Source organism: Streptomyces laurentii (assembly GCF_040635425.1).
In the GTDB taxonomy this organism is placed as follows: domain Bacteria; phylum Actinomycetota; class Actinomycetes; order Streptomycetales; family Streptomycetaceae; genus Streptomyces; species Streptomyces laurentii.
In genome coordinates this window covers 76,412-92,933 of sequence record NZ_JBEYHT010000003.1, presented here as the reverse complement: position 1 = coordinate 92,933, position 16,522 = coordinate 76,412, and the positions used below count along the sequence as shown (strand labels likewise).

Below are 16,522 nucleotides of genomic sequence, written 5' to 3'. Positions count from 1 at the left end.
ACGATACGGCCGCGGTGCCCCCTCGGGGGAACCGCGGCCGTATCGCACCAGCCGGCCGGAGCCGGCGGGCGGTTACTTCTTCAGGGCTTCCATGGCACGGGCCGTGACCTCGTCCACCTTGCCGAGCGCCGAGATCGTCGCGACCAGGCCCTGGGCCCGGTAGTAGTCGATGATCGGCTCGGTCTGCTTGTGGTAGACCTCCAGGCGACGGCGGACCGTCTCCTCGGAGTCGTCCTCGCGCTGGAAGAGCTCGCCACCGCAGACGTCGCAGACGCCCTCGGTCTTCGGAGCGTTGTACGTCACGTGGAACACGTGCGCGGAGTCGTTGCGGCAGATGCGGCGGCCCGCGATCCGCTTCACGACCTCGTCCTCGGGAACCTCGAGGTCCAGGACCGCGTCGAGCTGCATGTCCTCGGCCTTGAGGGCCTCGTCCAGAGCCTCGGCCTGGGCCACGTTGCGCGGGAAACCGTCGAGCAGGAAGCCGTTGACGGCGTCCGGCTGCTCCATGCGGTCCTTGGCCATCCCGATGGTGACCTCGTCGGGCACCAGATCGCCGGCGTCCATGAACGCCTTCGCCTTCAGGCCCAGCTCGGTGCCCTGCGAGATGTTGGCACGGAACAGGTCACCCGTGGAGATGTGCGGGATGTCCAGGTTCTTGGCAAGGAACGCGGCCTGCGTTCCCTTGCCGGCCCCGGGCGGTCCGACGAGGACGATTCGCATCAGCGGAGGAACCCTTCGTAATTGCGCTGCTGGAGCTGGCTCTCGATCTGCTTCACGGTCTCGAGACCGACACCCACGATGATGAGGATGCTGGTGCCACCGAACGGGAAGTTCTGGTTCGCACCGCCGAAGCCCGCCAACGCCATCGTCGGCACAAGAGCGATCAGACCCAGATACAGCGAGCCCGGCCAAGTGATCCGGTTGAGCACGTAGCTCAGATACTCGGCAGTAGGTCGACCAGCCCGGATACCCGGGATGAAGCCACCATACTTCTTCATGTTGTCGGCGACTTCCTCGGGGTTGAACGAGATCGCCACGTAGAAGAAGGCGAAGAACACGATCAGAAGGAAGTACGCGGCGATGTAGTAGGGGTGGTCACCCTTGACGAAGTGCGCTTCGATCCAGGTCTTCCAGCCGGCCGTCGAGTTCGAGAACTGCGCGACGAGCGCCGGGATGTAGAGCAGCGACGAGGCAAAGATGACGGGAATCACACCCGCCTGGTTCACCTTGAGCGGGATGTACGTGGACGTTCCGCCGTAGGAGCGGCGGCCGATCATGCGCTTCGCGTACTGCACCGGGATCCGGCGCTGGGCCTGCTCGACGAAGACGACGAGAGCCACCATCACGAAGCCGATGAGGATGACGGTGCCGAACTCGATCCAGCCCTTGGCGAGCTTGCCGCTGGTCTTGATGGCCCACAGGGCGCCGGGGAAGCCGGCCGCGATCGAGATGAACATCAGGATCGACATGCCGTTGCCGATGCCGCGGTCGGTGATGAGCTCACCGAGCCACATGACCATGCCGGTGCCCGCGGTCATCGTGATGACCATGGTGACGGTGGTGAAGATCGAGTTGTCCGGAACGATCTGGTTCGCGACCGAGCAGCCGCTGAAGAGCGAGCCGGTACGGGCGGTGGCGACGAGACCGGTGCCCTGGAGGATGGCGAGGGCGACCGTCAGATAACGCGTGTACTGCGTGATCTTGGCGGTGCCGGCCTGACCCTCCTTCTTGAGGGCTTCCAGGCGCGGGATCACGACGGTCAGCAGCTGCAGGATGATGCTCGCCGTGATGTACGGCATGATGCCGAGCGCGAAGATGGTGATCTGCAGCAGGGCGCCGCCACTGAACATCTGCATCAGACCGAGCAGGCCGCCGGACTGCGCCTGGTCGATGCACAGCTGCACGTTCTTATAGCTGACACCCGGAACCGGGATGTGCGCGCCAAGTCGGTAGATGACAATGATGGCGAGTGTGAAGAGCAGCTTCTTGCGCAGGTCAGGCGTCTTGAACGCCTGGGCGAACGCGGTGAGCACGGTGCCTCCTGCGACCCCCGCGCACGTGCGTCAGAGGTGACGGTCTTGAGGTTCGACTGGATATGGATCCATCCACAGCGCACACGGGCATACCGCACGCACTCTAGACAGTGGACGCCACCTTACCGGCGACCATGGCCCCCTAGGAACGACCAACCGGGGATGCCCCTTTTGAGGAGCATCCCCGGTCGGATGTTCAAGCCATCGAGTCGTCTCAGACGAGCTCGGTGACGGTGCCGCCCGCGGCGGCGATCTTCTCCTTGGCGGAGCCGGAGACGGCGTCGACCGTCACCTGCAGCGCCACGGAGACCTCGCCCTGGCCCAGGACCTTGACGAGCTGGTTCTTGCGAACCGCACCCTTGGCGACCAGGTCGGCCACCGTGACCTCGCCACCCTGCGGGTAGAGCGCGGTCAGCTTGTCCAGGTTCACGACCTGGTACTCGGTGCGGAACGGGTTCTTGAAGCCCTTCAGCTTCGGAAGACGCATGTGGAGGGGCATCTGGCCACCCTCGAAGCGCTCCGGAACCTGGTAACGGGCCTTCGTACCCTTCGTACCACGACCAGCCGTCTTACCCTTCGACGCCTCACCACGACCCACACGGGTCTTGGCGGTCTTGGCGCCCGGGGCGGGACGGAGGTTGTGGACCTTCAGCGGGTTGTTCTCCGCCATGTCAGTCGACCTCCTCGACCGTCACGAGGTGGCGGACGGTGTGCACCATTCCGCGGAACTCGGGGCGGTCCTCCTTGACGACCACGTCGTGCAGGCGCTTGAGCCCGAGCGAACGCAGCGTGTCGCGGTGGTTCTGCTTGCTGCCGATGTACGACTTCGTCTGCGTGATCTTGAGGCGAGCCATTACGCACCCGCCCCGGCACGCGCACGGAGCAGAGCCGCGGGGGCGACGTCCTCGAGGGGCAGACCACGGCGAGCCGCGATCTCCTCGGGACGCTGCAGGCCCTTGAGGGCCGCCACGGTCGCGTGCACGATGTTGATCGCGTTGTCGGAGCCGAGCGACTTCGACAGGATGTCGTGAACGCCGGCGCACTCGAGGACGGCGCGCACCGGGCCACCGGCGATCACACCGGTACCGGGGGAAGCCGGCTTGAGCAGGACGACGCCCGCGGCCTTCTCGCCCTGGATCGGGTGCGGGATGGTGCCCTGGATACGGGGGACCTTGAAGAAGTGCTTCTTGGCCTCCTCAACACCCTTGGCGATGGCGGCCGGCACCTCCTTGGCCTTGCCGTAACCGACACCGACGGTGCCGTCACCGTCGCCCACCACGACCAGCGCGGTGAAGCTGAAGCGACGACCACCCTTGACAACCTTGGCGACGCGGTTGATCGCGACTACGCGCTCAACGTACGCGGTCTTCTCGGCGGCGGCAGCGCCACCGTCGCGGCCCTTCCGGTCCCGCCGCTCGCCGCCACCGGCACCGCTGCCGCGGCGCTGGGGTCCAGCCATTGGATTACCTCTCTCTGTTACGTCCGTTAGTCCCGGAACCGGGGCTTAGAACTTCAGCCCGGCTTCGCGGGCGGCGTCAGCCAGAGCGGCAATGCGCCCGGCGTACCTGTTGCCACCACGGTCGAACACGACGGCCTCGACACCGGCGGCCTTGGCGCGCTCGGCGACCAGGGCACCGACCTGCTTGGCCTGCGCGGACTTGTCGCCCTCGCCACCGCGGACGGAAGCGTCCAGGTGGGACGCCGACGCCAGGGTGTGACCCTTGAGGTCGTCGATGACCTGGGCGGTGATACCGCGGTTCGAACGCGTCACGACGAGGCGCGGACGCTCCGCCGAACCCGACACGCTCTTGCGGATGCGCAGGTGACGACGCGCCTTGGCAGCGCGCTTGTAAGCATCGCCCTTGGCGATCTTGACACCGTATGCCATGGCTTACTTACCAGCCTTTCCGACCTTGCGGCGGATGACTTCGCCCGCGTACTTGACGCCCTTGGCCTTGTACGGGTCGGGCTTCCGCAGCTTGCGGATGTTCGCGGCGACCTCGCCGACCTTCTGCTTGTCGATGCCCTCGACCGAGAACTTGGTCGGCGACTCGACCTTGAAGGAGATGCCCTCGGGCGCCTCCACCAGGATCGGGTGGCTGTAGCCGAGCTGGAACTCCAGGTTGGAGCCCTTCGCGGCCACGCGGTAACCGACACCGCTGATCTCGAGCGCCTTGATGTACCCCTGGGTCACACCGGTGATCATGTTGGCCACCAGCGTGCGGGACAGGCCGTGGAGGGCCTTGTTCTGACGCTCGTCGTTCGGGCGGGTGACGTTCAGAACGCCGTCCTCACCCTTAACGATCTCGATCGGCGCGGCGACGGTGTGGGTCAGGGTGCCCTTGGAACCCTTCACCGTGACCGTGCGGCCCTCGATGGTGACGTCCACGCCGGCGGGAACCGTGATGGGGAGCTTGCCGATACGCGACATTGCTTTTCCTCCGTTCCCGACTACCAGACGTAGGCGAGGACTTCCCCACCCACGCCCTTCTTCTGAGCCTGCTGGCCGGTCAGGAGACCGTGGGACGTGGAGATGATCGCCACGCCCAGGCCGCCGAGAACCTTCGGCAGGTTGGTGGACTTCGCGTAAACCCGGAGGCCCGGCTTCGAGATCCGCTTGATGCCCGCGATGGAGCGCTCACGGTTCGGACCGAACTTCAGGTCGAGAACGAGGCTCTTGCCGACCTCGGCGTCCTCGACCTTCCAGCCGGTGATGAAGCCCTCCTGCTGGAGGATTTCCGCGATGTGCGACTTGATCTTGCTGTGCGGCATCGCCACGGTGTCGTGGTACGCCGAGTTCGCGTTACGCAGACGGGTGAGCATGTCTGCGATCGGATCAGTCATGGTCATGAATTGGCCTTCGGCCTCTCTCGCCGGGGTTTCCTGGTGCGCCATCCCTCTCCCCGATCCGAGACGGGGCGGGTGCGGTGCGGTGGACCTACGGCGTAGTAAGTCGTAAGGGCGGCGGACGCCCAACCCTTCAAGCCTACGGCATGAAAGGGAGGGCCTCCACCAGCCCACTGCTTACCGAGAGACTCCGGTCATTCACCAACGCCCAGAGGGCGAAGGGGAATTACCAGGAGCTCTTGGTCACGCCCGGCAGCTCGCCACGGTGAGCCATCTCACGAAGGCACACGCGGCACAGGCCGAACTTGCGGTACACGGAGTGGGGGCGACCGCAGCGCTGGCAGCGGGTGTACCCACGCACACCGAACTTGGGCTTGCGGGCAGCCTTCGCGATGAGAGCCTTCTTCGCCATCTCGCTTACGCCTCCTTGAACGGGAAGCCGAGGTGACGCAGAAGGGCACGGCCCTCGTCGTCGTTGGTCGCCGTGGTCACCACGGTGATGTCCATACCCCGGACGCGGTCGATCTTGTCCTGGTCGATCTCGTGGAACATGACCTGCTCCGTGAGACCGAAGGTGTAGTTGCCACGGCCGTCGAACTGCTTCGGGGACAGGCCGCGGAAGTCGCGGATGCGCGGCAGCGCGAGCGACAGGGTGCGGTCCAGGAACTCCCACATGCGGTCGCCACGGAGCGTGACGTGGGCACCGATCGGCTGACCCTCGCGCAGCTTGAACTGCGCGATGGACTTGCGGGCCTTGGTGACGGCCGGCTTCTGACCGGTGATCGTGGTGAGGTCGCGGATCGCGCCGTCGATCAGCTTCGAGTCACGGGCGGCGTCGCCGACACCCATGTTGACCACGATCTTGACGAGGCCGGGAATCTGCATGACGTTCTCGTACTTGAACTCGTCACGCATCTTGCCCGCGATGTCCTCGCGGTACTTCGTCTTCAGACGCGGAGTGGTAGCCATCAGATGTCCTCACCCGTGCGCTTGGCAACGCGAACCTTGTTGCCGTTGTCGTCGAAGCGGTAACCGACGCGGGTGACGACCTTCTTGCCGTCCTTCTCCACGACGAGCTGAACGTTGCTCACGTGGACCGGGGCCTCGGTGGTCACGATGCCACCGGCCTGGTTCGGGCCGGCCTTCGTGTGCTTCTTGACCCGGTTGACACCCTCGACGAGGACGCGGGACTCAGTCGGGAAGGCCGCGATGACCTTGCCCTGCTTGCCCTTGTCCTTGCCGGTGATGACCTGGACCAGGTCGCCCTTCTTGATCTTCATGCTTACAGCACCTCCGGCGCGAGCGAGATGATCTTCATGAACTTCTTCTCGCGCAGCTCACGGCCGACCGGGCCGAAGATACGGGTGCCGCGAGGGTCGCCGTCGTTCTTCAGAATGACGGCGGCGTTCTCGTCGAAGCGGATGTACGAGCCGTCCTGACGGCGACGCTCCTTGACGGTGCGAACGATGACCGCCTTGACGACGTCACCCTTCTTCACGTTGCCACCGGGGATCGCGTCCTTGACGGTGGCGACGATGACGTCACCGATGCCCGCGTAGCGGCGACCCGAGCCACCGAGAACACGGATGCAAAGGATCTCCTTCGCACCAGTGTTGTCGGCAACACGAAGTCGCGACTCCTGCTGGATCACGTCTATCTCCTGATTGTCTGCCGGTTCCCGGCGGGGGCCTCACTCACGTGGGGCCCCTGCCGAGCCTGGCGGAACGATTCCTAGGGAGTCCCCCTAGGAGGGATTGCTTACCTTCGTACTTCCCTGACGGGAATTACTTGGCCTTCTCGAGGATCTCGATGACACGCCAGTGCTTCGTGGCGGACAGCTTGCGCGTCTCCATGAGGAGGACGCGGTCGCCGACGCCGGCCTGGTTCTGCTCGTCGTGAGCCTTGAGCTTGTTCGTACGGCGGATGATCTTGCCGTACAGCGCGTGCTTGACGCGGTCCTCAACGGCGACGACGACGGTCTTGTCCATCTTGTCGCTGACGACCAGGCCCTCACGCACCTTGCGGGCGTTGCGCTCGTTCTCAGTCACGTTGTTCTCGCTCATCAGGCGTTCTCCACCGTCTCAATGCCGAGCTCACGCTCGCGCATGAGGGTGTAGATACGGGCGATGTCCTTGCGGACCGCCCGCAGACGGCCGTGGTTCTCGAGCTGGCCCGTCGCCGCCTGGAAGCGGAGATTGAACAGCTCTTCCTTGGCCTCGCGGAGCTTGGCGACAAGCTCCTCGTTGCCCAGCTCGCGCAGCTCGGACGCCTTGGTACCGGCCGACATCACAGCTCACCTGCCTCGCGCTTAACGATCTTGCACTTCATCGGCAGCTTGTGAGCCGCACGAGTCAGAGCCTCACGCGCGATCTTCTCGTTCGGGTAGGACAGCTCGAACATCACCCGACCGGGCTTGACGTTCGCGATCCACCACTCCGGAGAACCCTTACCGGAACCCATGCGGGTCTCGGCAGGCTTCTTCGTGAGCGGGCGGTCCGGGTAGATGTTGATCCAGACCTTGCCGCCACGCTTGATGTGGCGGGTCATCGCGATACGCGCGGCCTCGATCTGGCGGTTGGTCACGTAGGCCGGGGTGAGGGCCTGAATGCCGTACTCGCCGAACGCAACCTGCGTGCCACCCTTGGACATACCGCTGCGCTTCGGGTGGTGCTGCTTGCGGTGCTTGACCCTACGGGGGATCAGCATTTCGGTCAGGCCTCCGTTCCGGTGCTCTCAGCAGCCGGAGCGGCGGCGGCCTCGGCCTTGGGGGCCTCGGCAGCGGGAGCCTGCTGCGGCTTGCGACCGCGACCGCCACGCTCGCCACCACGGCCACCGCGGGCCGGGCGGTCAGCGCCGCCACGGGCCGGACGGTTGCCGGCGCGGGCAGCGGCGTTCTCGGCGCGGACCTCGGCGATGTTCTTGACGTCGCCCTTGTAGATCCAGACCTTCACGCCGATGCGGCCGAAGGTCGTCTTGGCCTCGAAGAAGCCGTACTCGACGTTCGCGCGCAGCGTGTGCAGCGGCACACGACCCTCGCGGTAGAACTCCGAGCGGGACATCTCGGCGCCGCCGAGACGGCCACCACACTGGATCTTGATGCCCTTGGCGCCGGCCTTCATGGCGGACTGCATGCTCTTGCGCATGGCCCGACGGAAGGAAACGCGGGAGGACAGCTGCTCGGCGACGGCCTGGGCCACCAGCTGAGCGTCGACCTCGGGGTTCTTGACCTCGAGGATGTTCAGCTGAACCTGCTTGCCGGTCAGCTTCTCCAGCTGGCCACGGATCTTGTCGGCCTCGGCGCCGCGGCGGCCGATGACGATGCCCGGGCGAGCGGTGTGGATGTCCACGCGGACACGGTCACGGGTGCGCTCGATCTCAACCTTCGAGATGCCGGCGCGCTCCATGCCGGACGTCAGCATCCGACGGATGGCGACGTCTTCCTTGACGTAGTCCTTGTACAGCTTGTCGGCGTACCAACGCGACTTGAAGTCGGTGGTGATGCCGAGCCGGAACCCGTGCGGGTTTACCTTCTGGCCCATTACCGGGTTCCTTCCTTGCTGCTGACGACCACGGTGATGTGGCTGGTCCGCTTGCGGATCCGGTAGGCACGGCCCTGGGCACGCGGACGGAACCGCTTCAGGGTCGGGCCCTCGTCGACGTACGCCTCGCTGATGAACAGCGAAGAGGCGTCCGAGTGGTCGTAGTTGTGCGCGGCGTTGGCGATGGCGCTGTCGAGCACCTTGCCGACCGGCACGGAGGCTGCCTGCGGAGCGAATCGCAGAACAGCCTGAGCCTCCGTGGCATCCATGCCACGGATCAGGTCCACCACGCGGCGGGCCTTCATGGGCGTGACGCGGATGTACCGCGCCTGGGCCCTGGCTTCCATGGTTGTCCCTCTCAGTTACTTACGTGTCTGAATGCGATCCGCTACTAGCGGCGCTTCGACTTCCGGTCATCCTTGACGTGACCCCGGAAGGTACGCGTCGGCGAGAACTCGCCGAGCTTGTGCCCGACCATCGACTCGGTGACGAACACCGGGACGTGGGTCTTGCCGTTGTGCACCGCGATCGTGTGACCCAGCATCGCCGGGATGATCATGGAGCGACGGGACCAGGTCTTGATGACGTTCTTGGTACCGGCTTCGTTCTGGGCGTCCACCTTCTTGACGAGGTGGCCGTCGACGAAGGGTCCCTTCTTGAGACTGCGCGGCATCTAAACCCGCTCCTAGCGCTTCTTGTTCGTCTTGCGGCGGCGGACGATGTACTTGTTCGAAGCCTTCTTCGGCGAACGAGTACGACCCTCCTTCTGACCCCACGGGGAGACCGGGTGACGACCACCGGAGGTCTTGCCCTCACCACCACCGTGCGGGTGGTCAACCGGGTTCATCGCCACACCGCGAACGGTCGGGCGGACGCCGAGCCAGCGCTTGCGGCCGGCCTTGCCCCAGTTGATGTTCGACTGCTCGGCGTTGCCGACCTCACCGATGGTGGCGCGGCAGCGGGCGTCGACCAGACGGATCTCGCCAGACGGCATGCGGAGGTGGGCCATCGTGCCCTCCTTCGCGAGCAGCTGCACGGAGGCACCTGCGGAGCGGGCGAACTTGGCGCCACCGCCGGGACGGAGCTCGATCGCGTGGATCGTGGTACCGACCGGGATGTTGCGGAGGGCCAGGTTGTTGCCGGGCTTGATGTCGGCCGTGGGGCCGTTCTCCACCCGGTCACCCTGCGTGAGGCCGCGCGGGGCGATGATGTAGCGCTTCTCGCCGTCCGCGTAGTGGAGCAGCGCGATGCGGGCGGTGCGGTTCGGGTCGTACTCGATGTGAGCGACCTTGGCCGGCACGCCGTCCTTGTCGTGACGACGGAAGTCGATCACGCGGTAGGCGCGCTTGTGGCCACCACCCTGGTGACGGACGGTCACACGACCGGTGTTGTTACGGCCACCCTTGCTGTGCAGCGGGCGGACCAGCGACTTCTCCGGCGTGGACCGCGTGATCTCGACGAAGTCGGCGACGGAGGCGCCACGGCGTCCCGGCGTCGTCGGCTTGTACTTGCGGATACCCATTTCTCAGTCCTCGTCCGATATCGGACGACTCGACCGCCGTTAGGCGGTCGGGCCGCCGAAGATGTCGATTCGGTTGCCCTCAGCAAGGGTCACGATGGCGCGCTTGGTGTTGGCGCGCTTGCCGAAACCGGTGCGGGTGCGCTTGCGCTTGCCCTGACGGTTGATCGTGTTGACCCCGGCGACCTTGACCGAGAAGACCGCCTCGACGGCCTGCTTGATCTGGGTCTTGTTGGCGGTGGGCGCGACGATGAACGTGTACTTGTTCTCGTCGAGCAGCGCGTAGCTCTTCTCGGAGACAACCGGCTTGACGAGGATGTCGCGCGGGTCCGTGAAGGTCTTGCTGGTGATCTCGGCCATCAGGCTTCGTTCCCCTCAATGTCAGCGGCCTTGGGGCCAGACACGAAGGACTCGAGGGCGGCCTGGGTGAAGACCACGTCGTCGGATCGCATCACGTCGTACGTGTTCAGCTGGCCCGGCTCCAGGATGTGCACCTGGGGCAGGTTGCGGGCGGACAGCCACGCGGCCTCGTCCGAGCGCTCGACGACCAGGAGCACGTTCTTGCGCTCCGAGATCTTGCCGAACAGCGTCTTGGCGGCCTTGGTGGACACCGCACCCTCGACCACGCCGGAGACGACGTGGATGCGGGAGTGGTTCGCCCGGTCGGAGAGGGCACCACGCAGGGCGGCGGCCTTCATCTTCTTCGGGGTCCGCTGCGAGTAGTCACGCGGCACGGGACCGTGCACGACGCCACCACCGGCGAACTGCGGGGCGCGGGTCGAACCCTGACGGGCGCGGCCGGTGCCCTTCTGGCGGTACGGCTTCCGGCCACCACCACGAACCTCGCCACGCGTCTTGACCTTGTGCGTGCCCTGACGGGCGGCGGCCAGCTGCGCGACGACGACCTGGTGGATCAGCGGGATGCTGATCTTGGCCTCGAAAATCTCGGCCGGGAGCTCGACGGTCCCGGTCTTGTCGCCGGAGGGCGACAGAATGTCAATGGTGCTCATATCCTCAGGCCCCCTTGGCCGCGGTGCGGACCAGGACGAGGCCGCCGTTCGGACCAGGAACTGCGCCCTTGATGAGGAGCAGGCCCTTCTCCGCGTCAACGGCGTGAACGGTCAGGTTCTGGGTGGTCACACGCTCGTTACCCATGCGACCGGCCATGCGCATGCCCTTGAAGACACGGCCCGGGGTGGCGCAGCCACCGATCGAGCCGGGCTTGCGGTGCACGCGGTGCGCACCGTGGGAGGCCTTGCCACCACGGAAGTTGTGGCGCTTCATGACACCGGCGAAGCCCTTGCCCTTGCTCTTACCGGTGACGTCGACCTTCACGCCGGACTCGAAGACCTCGGCGGTGATCTCCTGGCCGAGCGTGTACTCGGAGGCGTCAGCGGTGCGGAGCTCCACCAGGTGGCGGCGCGGGGTGACGTCGGCCTTGGCGAAGTGACCCTTGAGGGGCTTGTTCACCTTGCGCGGGTCGATCTCGCCGAAGGCGATCTGGACCGACTCGTAGCCGTCGCTGTCGTTCGTGCGGACCTGGGTCACGACGTTCGGACCGGCCTTGACGACGGTGACCGGGACGACACGGTTGTTCTCGTCCCAGACCTGCGTCATGCCGAGCTTCTCGCCCAGGATGCCCTTGATGTTCTTAGCCATCTCGCGCGTCACCTCAGAGCTTGATCTCGATGTCGACACCAGCCGGCAGGTCGAGACGCATGAGCGAGTCGACGGTCTTCGGCGTGGGGTCGAGGATGTCGATGAGGCGCTTGTGCGTGCGCATCTCGAAGTGCTCGCGCGAGTCCTTGTACTTGTGCGGCGACTTGATGACGCAGTACACGTTCTTCTCAGTGGGCAGCGGCACCGGGCCCGCGACCGACGCACCGGTACGAGTCACCGTCTCGACGATCTTCTTCGCCGAGGAATCGATGACCTCGTGGTCGTAGGCCTTGAGCCGGATGCGGATCTTCTGTCCCGCCATGGCTACTTCGTAGTCCTGTCTGTTGTCTTAACGCTCTGGTACCCGCCGGGCTGTGTCCGCGCTAGGCGCGAGCACCGCTCCTCCTCCGACCCACGCGGTCGGGCGTGTCGCACTCCCTCTACGAAGAAATCCCTAGGGATTTCCCAACCAAGGGGGTGCGGTCCCTGTGACCGCGGTTCGGGGGTGTAACACCCACCGGGCGCCTGGCTGGTACCCCGCTTACGCTTCCCGGAAGATTCCCGTACGTCCGCCCCTCATGAGGGACGACGAGTACTGTGGGACTCGCTTCCGGTCCTCCCGGCGGGAGGCGCGCAGCATCGGCACTCAACCGAGCAACCCCGCCAGTCTGCCATACGGCCCCACCGGACCGCCAATCGGGTCGAAGACTGTACCCCACGTCACGAGCGCCTACACACACAGGCGCGTCCGCGCGACGCACGGTGGCCGTGGGACGGGTGACGGGGCGGGGGCAGCGTGTGGGCATATGCCGGAGCGTCGTACGGACGCCGTCCCGCGCCCCTCTCTCACAGGTCGGCTACGGGTCGGCGCACGTCGCGCGCGTGTAGCCCTCGTCGTCCGGGGTGACGAGGTCCAGGTCCCGACGCACGACGGCGAGCTCGTCGCCCCACCCGTCGCAGGCCCGGCGCATCCCCTGGGCGGTGTACTCGATCACCAGCACGCGATCGCCGAAGGCCCGGGTGTATGTGCCGCACTCCTCGTACTGGCCGCACTCCTCCACCACGGCGAAGTCGAAGCCGACCCGCTCGCGGTCCTTCGCGAGCTCCGCGGTGTTCTTCTGGCCGATGGCGAGGCCCCGCGCGTGCGCGTGCGCGGCGAGCAGGGACGCGAAGGCCTCGGCGTCCGCCGCGCTCAGGAGACCGTCGGGGACGCGCGTGTAGGTGTCGTAGTTGTCGGGTTCCACCGCGTCGAAGCCCTTGTCCGCGCAGGAGTCGATCCAGGCGTTCACCCGGCGGGCGACGCGCTCGCGCTTGCCGGCGGTGCCGATGTCGAGGACGGCCTCGTCCCAGTCCTTGTCGACGACCACGTCTCCCGCGCTGTCTCGCAGCAGCAGGTCCGGGTCCCACTCGTCCTCGGCCCCGGGCTGGGCCTGGAAGGCGTTGACGTAGCAGACGTTGTACGCGCCAGGGGCGGGTGAGGCGGTGTGGTCACGGACGACGACGCCGACGCCCTTCGGCGGGGTGTAGGCGCCGCCGAGCTGGTAGTCCAGGCCGGCGTGCGCGAGTGGCGGCACGCTCGCCGAGGAGGGGGAGGAGGGGGAAACGGCGGTGTCCCGCTGGCCGGCCACGCCGCCGCAGGCCGTCAGGAGAGGGGCCGCCGCGGCGACGAGGATCAGGGCCGCCCGGGACGGCAGGGCCGGGGGGAAACGCATGGCGGTACTCCGCGACACAAGGGGGCATGTCCCCGCCTCGGACGCGGCAGGTCCTGGCGACACGGTCCGGACTGGCGGCGCGGGGCCGTTCTCACCGGCTGGGCATACCTCTCGCCGGCGGGTCACCGCCGACCGTTCATGAACGTAGAGCAGCCAAAAAGATCATGTCAAAGCGGCGCCCTGACGGGCACGCGCGCGATGGTTCCATGCTCCGGTGGCACCGCGGCCTCCGGCGTGATTCCTCCTTTCGGAGGACAGTGTCGATCAGGTGCACGAGACGGTGCCGCGGTCCCGGGGCAGCCCGTCGAGGTCCCGAGTCCATTCCGCGTCGGTACGGGTGAGTGATCGACACTGGAGGCATGGGGTACCCGGACATCGATCCGACGTTCCGGACCGCGCTCGCCTGGCTGCCGCCGGACCGGCTGTGGCCGGGGATCCAGGCGGTCCGACGGGTGCACGACCGGCAGATCCGGCGCTGGCCGCCGCACGTCAATGTCGTGTACGGGTTCGTGCCCGAGGCCGACTTCGGGCGGGCGGTGCCGCTGGTCGCGGACGCGCTCGCCGGCTGCCCGCCGTTCGAGGCGCGGCTCGCGGGGGTGCGCTGGTTCCGGCACCGGTACGACGCCACGGTCTGGCTCGACCCGGCCGCCGCGGGCCCGGAGCCGTGGACGCGGCTGCGCGCGGCGCTGGCGGAACGGTTCCCGCACTGCGCGGACCCTCGCCCGTACACCCCGCATCTGTCCCTGGGCCGCAGCCGCGAGCCCGCCCTCCTCGCCGCCGAGTGCGCCGCGCTGCTCGGCACGGCCACGGTCCGGGTGGACGAGCTGGTGCTGCTGGCCCGGCGGGGCGACGGGCCGATGCGGGTGCGGGTGGCCGTCCCCCTGGGCGGCTTCCCGCCGCTCACTCCCGGGAGTGAAGGAGACCCGGCCCGCTGAACCCCTCTCCCGGAATTCCCGTCTAGTGCTGCGACCGGGAAGGTTTGCCGGGTGGCTCGCGGCGTCCGGTGCGGTGCATCGCAAGGCGGAGAATCGCCCTCGTACTGGATGTACTTGGGTGATGCGACAACGCGGCGAGGTGCCGTGCCGGGCGTCGCGAGCAAGGTGAACCTTTCCGGTCGCAGCACTAGCCGGACGCACAGGGCATCGGCGCCCGACCAGCGCCGGCGCGGCACGCTCACGGGGGGACCGAGGACCAGGTGGACAACCGAACAGTGGCGCGGCGCACGCTTCTCGCGGGTGCCGCCGGTGTCACGGCGGCCGCGGCCTCCGTGACGCTCGCCGGATGCTCCGTACCCGTACCGCCGCCGGCCGCCCGGTCCGCCGATCCGGCGCCGGGCCGGCCCATCGCGGCGGGCGGCCGGGCACTGCTCCTGCAGGTCGCGGCGCACCCGGACGACGATCTGTACTTCATGAACCCGGACACCCAGCGGCTGCTGGACGCCGGGGTGCCGGTGGTCACGGTGTACGTCACGGCCGGCGAGCACAACGGCAAGAACGGGGTCGCGGGCATGCCGCCCGCCAAGCCCGACAAGGCCGCCTACTCCGCCGCCCGTCACCAGGGCCTCCGGCAGGCATATGCCGAAGCGCTCGGCCTCGACCGGTTCACCCCCTGGAAGCGGCGGACCGTCGGACTCGCCGCCGGGCGGCACGCGGAGGCCGACACCCTGGAGCACGCGGGCCGCCGGGTCGAGCTGGTCTTCCTCAACCTGCCCATGCACACCCCCCACCGCTCCATGGCCGTCCCGGCCCTGTGGGAGGACCGCGCGCTCGAACTGACCACCCACCTGTCCGCCGGCTCCCCCGTCACCCGCTCCGACACCTACGACCACGACCGCCTGGTCGAGGTGCTCGCCGGGCTGTTCGCCACGTACCGGCCGACCGTCGTGCACACCCTCGACCCGGACCCCGACATCCAGCACGGCAGCCTCGCCTCCGCGCAGCGCGACAGCGAGCAGCCCGGCTACTCCGACCACGGCGACCACACCGCCGTCGCCTGCTTCGCCTGGGCGGCGCTGCTGCGCTGGGTGGCCGACGCGACCGCCGGGGGCGGGCCGGTGCCCGCGTTCACGACGACGGCGTTCCGCGGCTACTACAACCGGCACTGGCCCAAGAACCTCCCGCCGCGCGTCCTCGCCGAGAAGGCCGCCCACCTGGTGCCGTACGGCGGCGACCCGGCCTGGGACTGCGGTGATCCGTCCGGCTGCGGCGACTACGGGCAGGGCGGGAACCGGCCGCTGTCCAACCGCAAGGGCTGGGTGCGCGCCACCCACCACCGCTGGCCCGGCGCCCGCCCGGTGCTCGCCGCCGAGCGGGACGGGCGGCTCACCGCGTACGGGGTGCTCGGGCTGCGGGTGGCCCGCTGGCGCGAGACGGCGCCGGCGTCCGGGGTGTGGGGCGAGCCCGAGGACCTGGGCGGCGGGCCGCTGGTGCCCGCGCTCGGCTCGGCGACGACGGCCGACGGGCGGCTGCTGCTCTTCGGGGTGCGGATCGCGGCGCTCACCGGGCGCGGCGGGCCGGACCGGCGCGAGGTGATGCTGCTCGAACAGCGGTCCCCCGGCGGCCCGTTCGACGCGTGGCGGGGGCTCGGCAATCCGGAGCGCGGGGACGACCGGGGCCGCCGCATCGGCGCGCCGGTGGCGGTCGCCGCACCGGACGGGCGGGTGCGTCTGTTCGTACGGAACGCGGACAAGGGCGTCTCGGCCCGGATCCGGTCGGCCGAGGGCCGCTGGGGGCCGTGGCGGACGCTGCCCGAGGCCGGCGACGACATCCAGGACGGGCTGACGGCGCTGGTCGACGGCGCGGGCCGGACGCATCTGCTGGCGGCGGGCCGGACGGCGGTACGGCACTGGGTGGACGGCGCCCTCGCCGCGCCGCTGCCCCTGTCGGGTGATCCCGTCGCGGCGGTCCCGGGGCCCGGGCCGCGGGACGTGGCGGTCTACTACCGGGCGCCCGCCGAGGGCCGGCTGCGCGTGACGCCGGGGTCCGGGGCGGCGCCGGCCTTCGAGGGGTACGGCGGGCTCGCCGCGGCCCCCGGCCCGGTGCTGCTCGGCCTGGACCCGCGCGGCCGGGTGCAGCTGCGGCACGGGGACCGGCTGTCCGTCCGTACGCGCGGGGTGACGGCGGTCGGGGACCCGGTACTGCACCCGGGCGGGGCGCTGGCGGTCGGCATGGGCGCGGACGCCCGGCCCTGGCTCTGGCGCCCCTGACCGTCCTC

General features: G+C 68.2%; 26 protein-coding genes. 2 read left to right on the top strand and 24 right to left on the bottom strand.

All coding sequences use genetic code 11. The annotated features are described in order from the left end of the window. Positions 1-72: 72 nt before the first annotated feature. The 24 genes from ABZ693_RS03050 to ABZ693_RS02935 form a co-directional block, all read right to left on the bottom strand. Positions 73-720: an adenylate kinase gene (locus ABZ693_RS03050; RefSeq protein ID WP_359872690.1), complete on the bottom strand. Its 648-nt coding sequence runs from the start codon at positions 718-720 to the stop codon at positions 73-75. Continuing rightward, a complete protein-coding gene (secY, locus tag ABZ693_RS03045; protein ID WP_359872688.1) occupies positions 720-2,033 on the bottom strand; it encodes a preprotein translocase subunit SecY in 1,314 nt (437 codons plus the stop codon). The genes ABZ693_RS03050 and secY overlap by 1 nt, the downstream gene beginning before the upstream one ends. A 214-nt stretch (positions 2,034-2,247) precedes the next feature. After that, positions 2,248-2,703, bottom strand: a complete 456-nt coding sequence (gene rplO, locus ABZ693_RS03040) for a 50S ribosomal protein L15 (protein WP_359872686.1) — start codon at positions 2,701-2,703, stop codon at positions 2,248-2,250. A 1-nt stretch (position 2,704) separates the two neighbouring features. Continuing rightward, positions 2,705-2,887, bottom strand: a complete 183-nt coding sequence (rpmD, locus tag ABZ693_RS03035) for a 50S ribosomal protein L30 (RefSeq protein WP_018550611.1) — start codon at positions 2,885-2,887, stop codon at positions 2,705-2,707. Further along, positions 2,887-3,492, bottom strand: coding sequence for a 30S ribosomal protein S5 (gene rpsE, locus ABZ693_RS03030; RefSeq protein ID WP_005313527.1), 606 nt, complete (start codon positions 3,490-3,492; stop codon positions 2,887-2,889). Before rpsE ends, rpmD begins: the two co-directional genes overlap by 1 nt. Before the next feature lie 45 nt (positions 3,493-3,537). Then, complete coding sequence (gene rplR / locus ABZ693_RS03025) at positions 3,538-3,921, bottom strand: 50S ribosomal protein L18 (protein ID WP_359872682.1); 384 nt, start codon at positions 3,919-3,921, stop codon at positions 3,538-3,540. Between the two features lie 3 nt (positions 3,922-3,924). Continuing rightward, positions 3,925-4,464, bottom strand: coding sequence for a 50S ribosomal protein L6 (rplF, locus tag ABZ693_RS03020; RefSeq protein ID WP_359872680.1), 540 nt, complete (start codon positions 4,462-4,464; stop codon positions 3,925-3,927). Between the two features lie 20 nt (positions 4,465-4,484). After that, positions 4,485-4,883: a 30S ribosomal protein S8 gene (gene rpsH / locus ABZ693_RS03015; protein WP_359872678.1), complete on the bottom strand. Its 399-nt coding sequence runs from the start codon at positions 4,881-4,883 to the stop codon at positions 4,485-4,487. 223 nt (positions 4,884-5,106) lie between these two features. Then, positions 5,107-5,292, bottom strand: a complete 186-nt coding sequence (locus tag ABZ693_RS03010) for a type Z 30S ribosomal protein S14 (RefSeq protein WP_003948630.1) — start codon at positions 5,290-5,292, stop codon at positions 5,107-5,109. A gap of 5 nt (positions 5,293-5,297) precedes the next feature. Then, on the bottom strand, positions 5,298-5,849 hold the full coding sequence (rplE, locus tag ABZ693_RS03005) for a 50S ribosomal protein L5 (RefSeq protein WP_359872676.1): 552 nt from the start codon (positions 5,847-5,849) through the stop codon (positions 5,298-5,300). Beyond that, on the bottom strand, positions 5,849-6,160 hold the full coding sequence (gene rplX / locus ABZ693_RS03000) for a 50S ribosomal protein L24 (protein WP_359872674.1): 312 nt from the start codon (positions 6,158-6,160) through the stop codon (positions 5,849-5,851). The genes rplE and rplX overlap by 1 nt, the downstream gene beginning before the upstream one ends. Before the next feature lie 2 nt (positions 6,161-6,162). After that, positions 6,163-6,531 carry a 50S ribosomal protein L14 gene (gene rplN, locus ABZ693_RS02995; protein WP_003956455.1) on the bottom strand — a complete coding sequence of 123 codons (369 nt, stop codon included), beginning with the start codon at positions 6,529-6,531 and terminating at the stop codon, positions 6,163-6,165. Positions 6,532-6,664: 133 nt separating this feature from the next. Next, entirely contained in the window at positions 6,665-6,943 is a 279-nt protein-coding gene (gene rpsQ / locus ABZ693_RS02990; RefSeq protein WP_359872672.1) for a 30S ribosomal protein S17, read from the bottom strand. Next, positions 6,943-7,167 carry a 50S ribosomal protein L29 gene (rpmC, locus tag ABZ693_RS02985; protein WP_030494258.1) on the bottom strand — a complete coding sequence of 75 codons (225 nt, stop codon included), beginning with the start codon at positions 7,165-7,167 and terminating at the stop codon, positions 6,943-6,945. The genes rpsQ and rpmC overlap by 1 nt, the downstream gene beginning before the upstream one ends. Continuing rightward, positions 7,167-7,586 (bottom strand): 50S ribosomal protein L16, encoded by a 420-nt coding sequence (gene rplP, locus ABZ693_RS02980; RefSeq protein ID WP_015035580.1) that lies wholly within the window; start codon positions 7,584-7,586, stop codon positions 7,167-7,169. Before rplP ends, rpmC begins: the two co-directional genes overlap by 1 nt. Before the next feature lie 5 nt (positions 7,587-7,591). Beyond that, complete coding sequence (gene rpsC, locus ABZ693_RS02975; protein ID WP_356063786.1) at positions 7,592-8,419, bottom strand: 30S ribosomal protein S3; 828 nt, start codon at positions 8,417-8,419, stop codon at positions 7,592-7,594. Beyond that, a complete protein-coding gene (rplV, locus tag ABZ693_RS02970) occupies positions 8,419-8,766 on the bottom strand; it encodes a 50S ribosomal protein L22 (protein ID WP_058848120.1) in 348 nt (115 codons plus the stop codon). The genes rpsC and rplV overlap by 1 nt, the downstream gene beginning before the upstream one ends. A gap of 44 nt (positions 8,767-8,810) precedes the next feature. Further along, positions 8,811-9,092, bottom strand: a complete 282-nt coding sequence (gene rpsS / locus ABZ693_RS02965; protein WP_030154697.1) for a 30S ribosomal protein S19 — start codon at positions 9,090-9,092, stop codon at positions 8,811-8,813. A gap of 12 nt (positions 9,093-9,104) precedes the next feature. Beyond that, on the bottom strand, positions 9,105-9,941 hold the full coding sequence (rplB, locus tag ABZ693_RS02960) for a 50S ribosomal protein L2 (RefSeq protein ID WP_359872669.1): 837 nt from the start codon (positions 9,939-9,941) through the stop codon (positions 9,105-9,107). Positions 9,942-9,980: 39 nt separating this feature from the next. After that, positions 9,981-10,298 (bottom strand): 50S ribosomal protein L23, encoded by a 318-nt coding sequence (gene rplW, locus ABZ693_RS02955; RefSeq protein WP_282694359.1) that lies wholly within the window; start codon positions 10,296-10,298, stop codon positions 9,981-9,983. Then, the gene (rplD, locus tag ABZ693_RS02950; protein WP_359872667.1) at positions 10,298-10,948 is read right to left on the bottom strand and encodes a 50S ribosomal protein L4; all 651 of its coding nucleotides are present in this window, start codon (positions 10,946-10,948) and stop codon (positions 10,298-10,300) included. The genes rplW and rplD overlap by 1 nt, the downstream gene beginning before the upstream one ends. A gap of 4 nt (positions 10,949-10,952) precedes the next feature. Beyond that, positions 10,953-11,597 (bottom strand): 50S ribosomal protein L3, encoded by a 645-nt coding sequence (gene rplC / locus ABZ693_RS02945; RefSeq protein ID WP_359872665.1) that lies wholly within the window; start codon positions 11,595-11,597, stop codon positions 10,953-10,955. A 13-nt stretch (positions 11,598-11,610) separates the two neighbouring features. Then, a complete protein-coding gene (gene rpsJ, locus ABZ693_RS02940) occupies positions 11,611-11,919 on the bottom strand; it encodes a 30S ribosomal protein S10 (RefSeq protein WP_003948644.1) in 309 nt (102 codons plus the stop codon). A gap of 535 nt (positions 11,920-12,454) precedes the next feature. Further along, entirely contained in the window at positions 12,455-13,309 is an 855-nt protein-coding gene (locus ABZ693_RS02935) for an endo alpha-1,4 polygalactosaminidase (RefSeq protein WP_359872663.1), read from the bottom strand. Between the two features lie 359 nt (positions 13,310-13,668). On the opposite strand from ABZ693_RS02935, the gene ABZ693_RS02930 reads away from it, so the two are divergent. Together ABZ693_RS02930 and ABZ693_RS02925 are read left to right on the top strand one after the other, a co-directional pair. After that, a complete protein-coding gene (locus tag ABZ693_RS02930; RefSeq protein ID WP_359872661.1) occupies positions 13,669-14,244 on the top strand; it encodes a 2'-5' RNA ligase family protein in 576 nt (191 codons plus the stop codon). 260 nt (positions 14,245-14,504) lie between these two features. After that, entirely contained in the window at positions 14,505-16,514 is a 2,010-nt protein-coding gene (locus ABZ693_RS02925; protein ID WP_359872659.1) for a PIG-L family deacetylase, read from the top strand. Positions 16,515-16,522: the final 8 nt, after the last annotated feature.

Bases quoted from the DNA above. Each gene is read 5' to 3' on its own strand.
- ABZ693_RS03050 (WP_359872690.1), bottom strand. From the start codon at position 720: ATGCGAATCGTCCTCGTCGGACCGCCCGGGGCCGGCAAGGGAACGCAG.
- rplO (WP_359872686.1), bottom strand. From the start codon at position 2,703: ATGGCGGAGAACAACCCGCTGAAGGTCCACAACCTCCGTCCCGCCCCG.
- rpmD (WP_018550611.1), bottom strand. From the start codon at position 2,887: ATGGCTCGCCTCAAGATCACGCAGACGAAGTCGTACATCGGCAGCAAG.
- rpsE (WP_005313527.1), bottom strand. From the start codon at position 3,492: ATGGCTGGACCCCAGCGCCGCGGCAGCGGTGCCGGTGGCGGCGAGCGG.
- rplR (WP_359872682.1), bottom strand. From the start codon at position 3,921: ATGGCATACGGTGTCAAGATCGCCAAGGGCGATGCTTACAAGCGCGCT.
- rplF (WP_359872680.1), bottom strand. From the start codon at position 4,464: ATGTCGCGTATCGGCAAGCTCCCCATCACGGTTCCCGCCGGCGTGGAC.
- rpsH (WP_359872678.1), bottom strand. From the start codon at position 4,883: ATGACCATGACTGATCCGATCGCAGACATGCTCACCCGTCTGCGTAAC.
- ABZ693_RS03010 (WP_003948630.1), bottom strand. From the start codon at position 5,292: ATGGCGAAGAAGGCTCTCATCGCGAAGGCTGCCCGCAAGCCCAAGTTC.
- rplE (WP_359872676.1), bottom strand. From the start codon at position 5,849: ATGGCTACCACTCCGCGTCTGAAGACGAAGTACCGCGAGGACATCGCG.
- rplX (WP_359872674.1), bottom strand. From the start codon at position 6,160: ATGAAGATCAAGAAGGGCGACCTGGTCCAGGTCATCACCGGCAAGGAC.
- rpsQ (WP_359872672.1), bottom strand. From the start codon at position 6,943: ATGAGCGAGAACAACGTGACTGAGAACGAGCGCAACGCCCGCAAGGTG.
- rpmC (WP_030494258.1), bottom strand. From the start codon at position 7,167: ATGTCGGCCGGTACCAAGGCGTCCGAGCTGCGCGAGCTGGGCAACGAG.
- rplP (WP_015035580.1), bottom strand. From the start codon at position 7,586: ATGCTGATCCCCCGTAGGGTCAAGCACCGCAAGCAGCACCACCCGAAG.
- rpsC (WP_356063786.1), bottom strand. From the start codon at position 8,419: ATGGGCCAGAAGGTAAACCCGCACGGGTTCCGGCTCGGCATCACCACC.
- rplV (WP_058848120.1), bottom strand. From the start codon at position 8,766: ATGGAAGCCAGGGCCCAGGCGCGGTACATCCGCGTCACGCCCATGAAG.
- rpsS (WP_030154697.1), bottom strand. From the start codon at position 9,092: ATGCCGCGCAGTCTCAAGAAGGGACCCTTCGTCGACGGCCACCTCGTC.
- rplB (WP_359872669.1), bottom strand. From the start codon at position 9,941: ATGGGTATCCGCAAGTACAAGCCGACGACGCCGGGACGCCGTGGCGCC.
- rplW (WP_282694359.1), bottom strand. From the start codon at position 10,298: ATGGCCGAGATCACCAGCAAGACCTTCACGGACCCGCGCGACATCCTC.
- rplD (WP_359872667.1), bottom strand. From the start codon at position 10,948: ATGAGCACCATTGACATTCTGTCGCCCTCCGGCGACAAGACCGGGACC.
- rplC (WP_359872665.1), bottom strand. From the start codon at position 11,597: ATGGCTAAGAACATCAAGGGCATCCTGGGCGAGAAGCTCGGCATGACG.
- rpsJ (WP_003948644.1), bottom strand. From the start codon at position 11,919: ATGGCGGGACAGAAGATCCGCATCCGGCTCAAGGCCTACGACCACGAG.
- ABZ693_RS02935 (WP_359872663.1), bottom strand. From the start codon at position 13,309: ATGCGTTTCCCCCCGGCCCTGCCGTCCCGGGCGGCCCTGATCCTCGTC.
- ABZ693_RS02930 (WP_359872661.1), top strand. From the start codon at position 13,669: ATGGGGTACCCGGACATCGATCCGACGTTCCGGACCGCGCTCGCCTGG.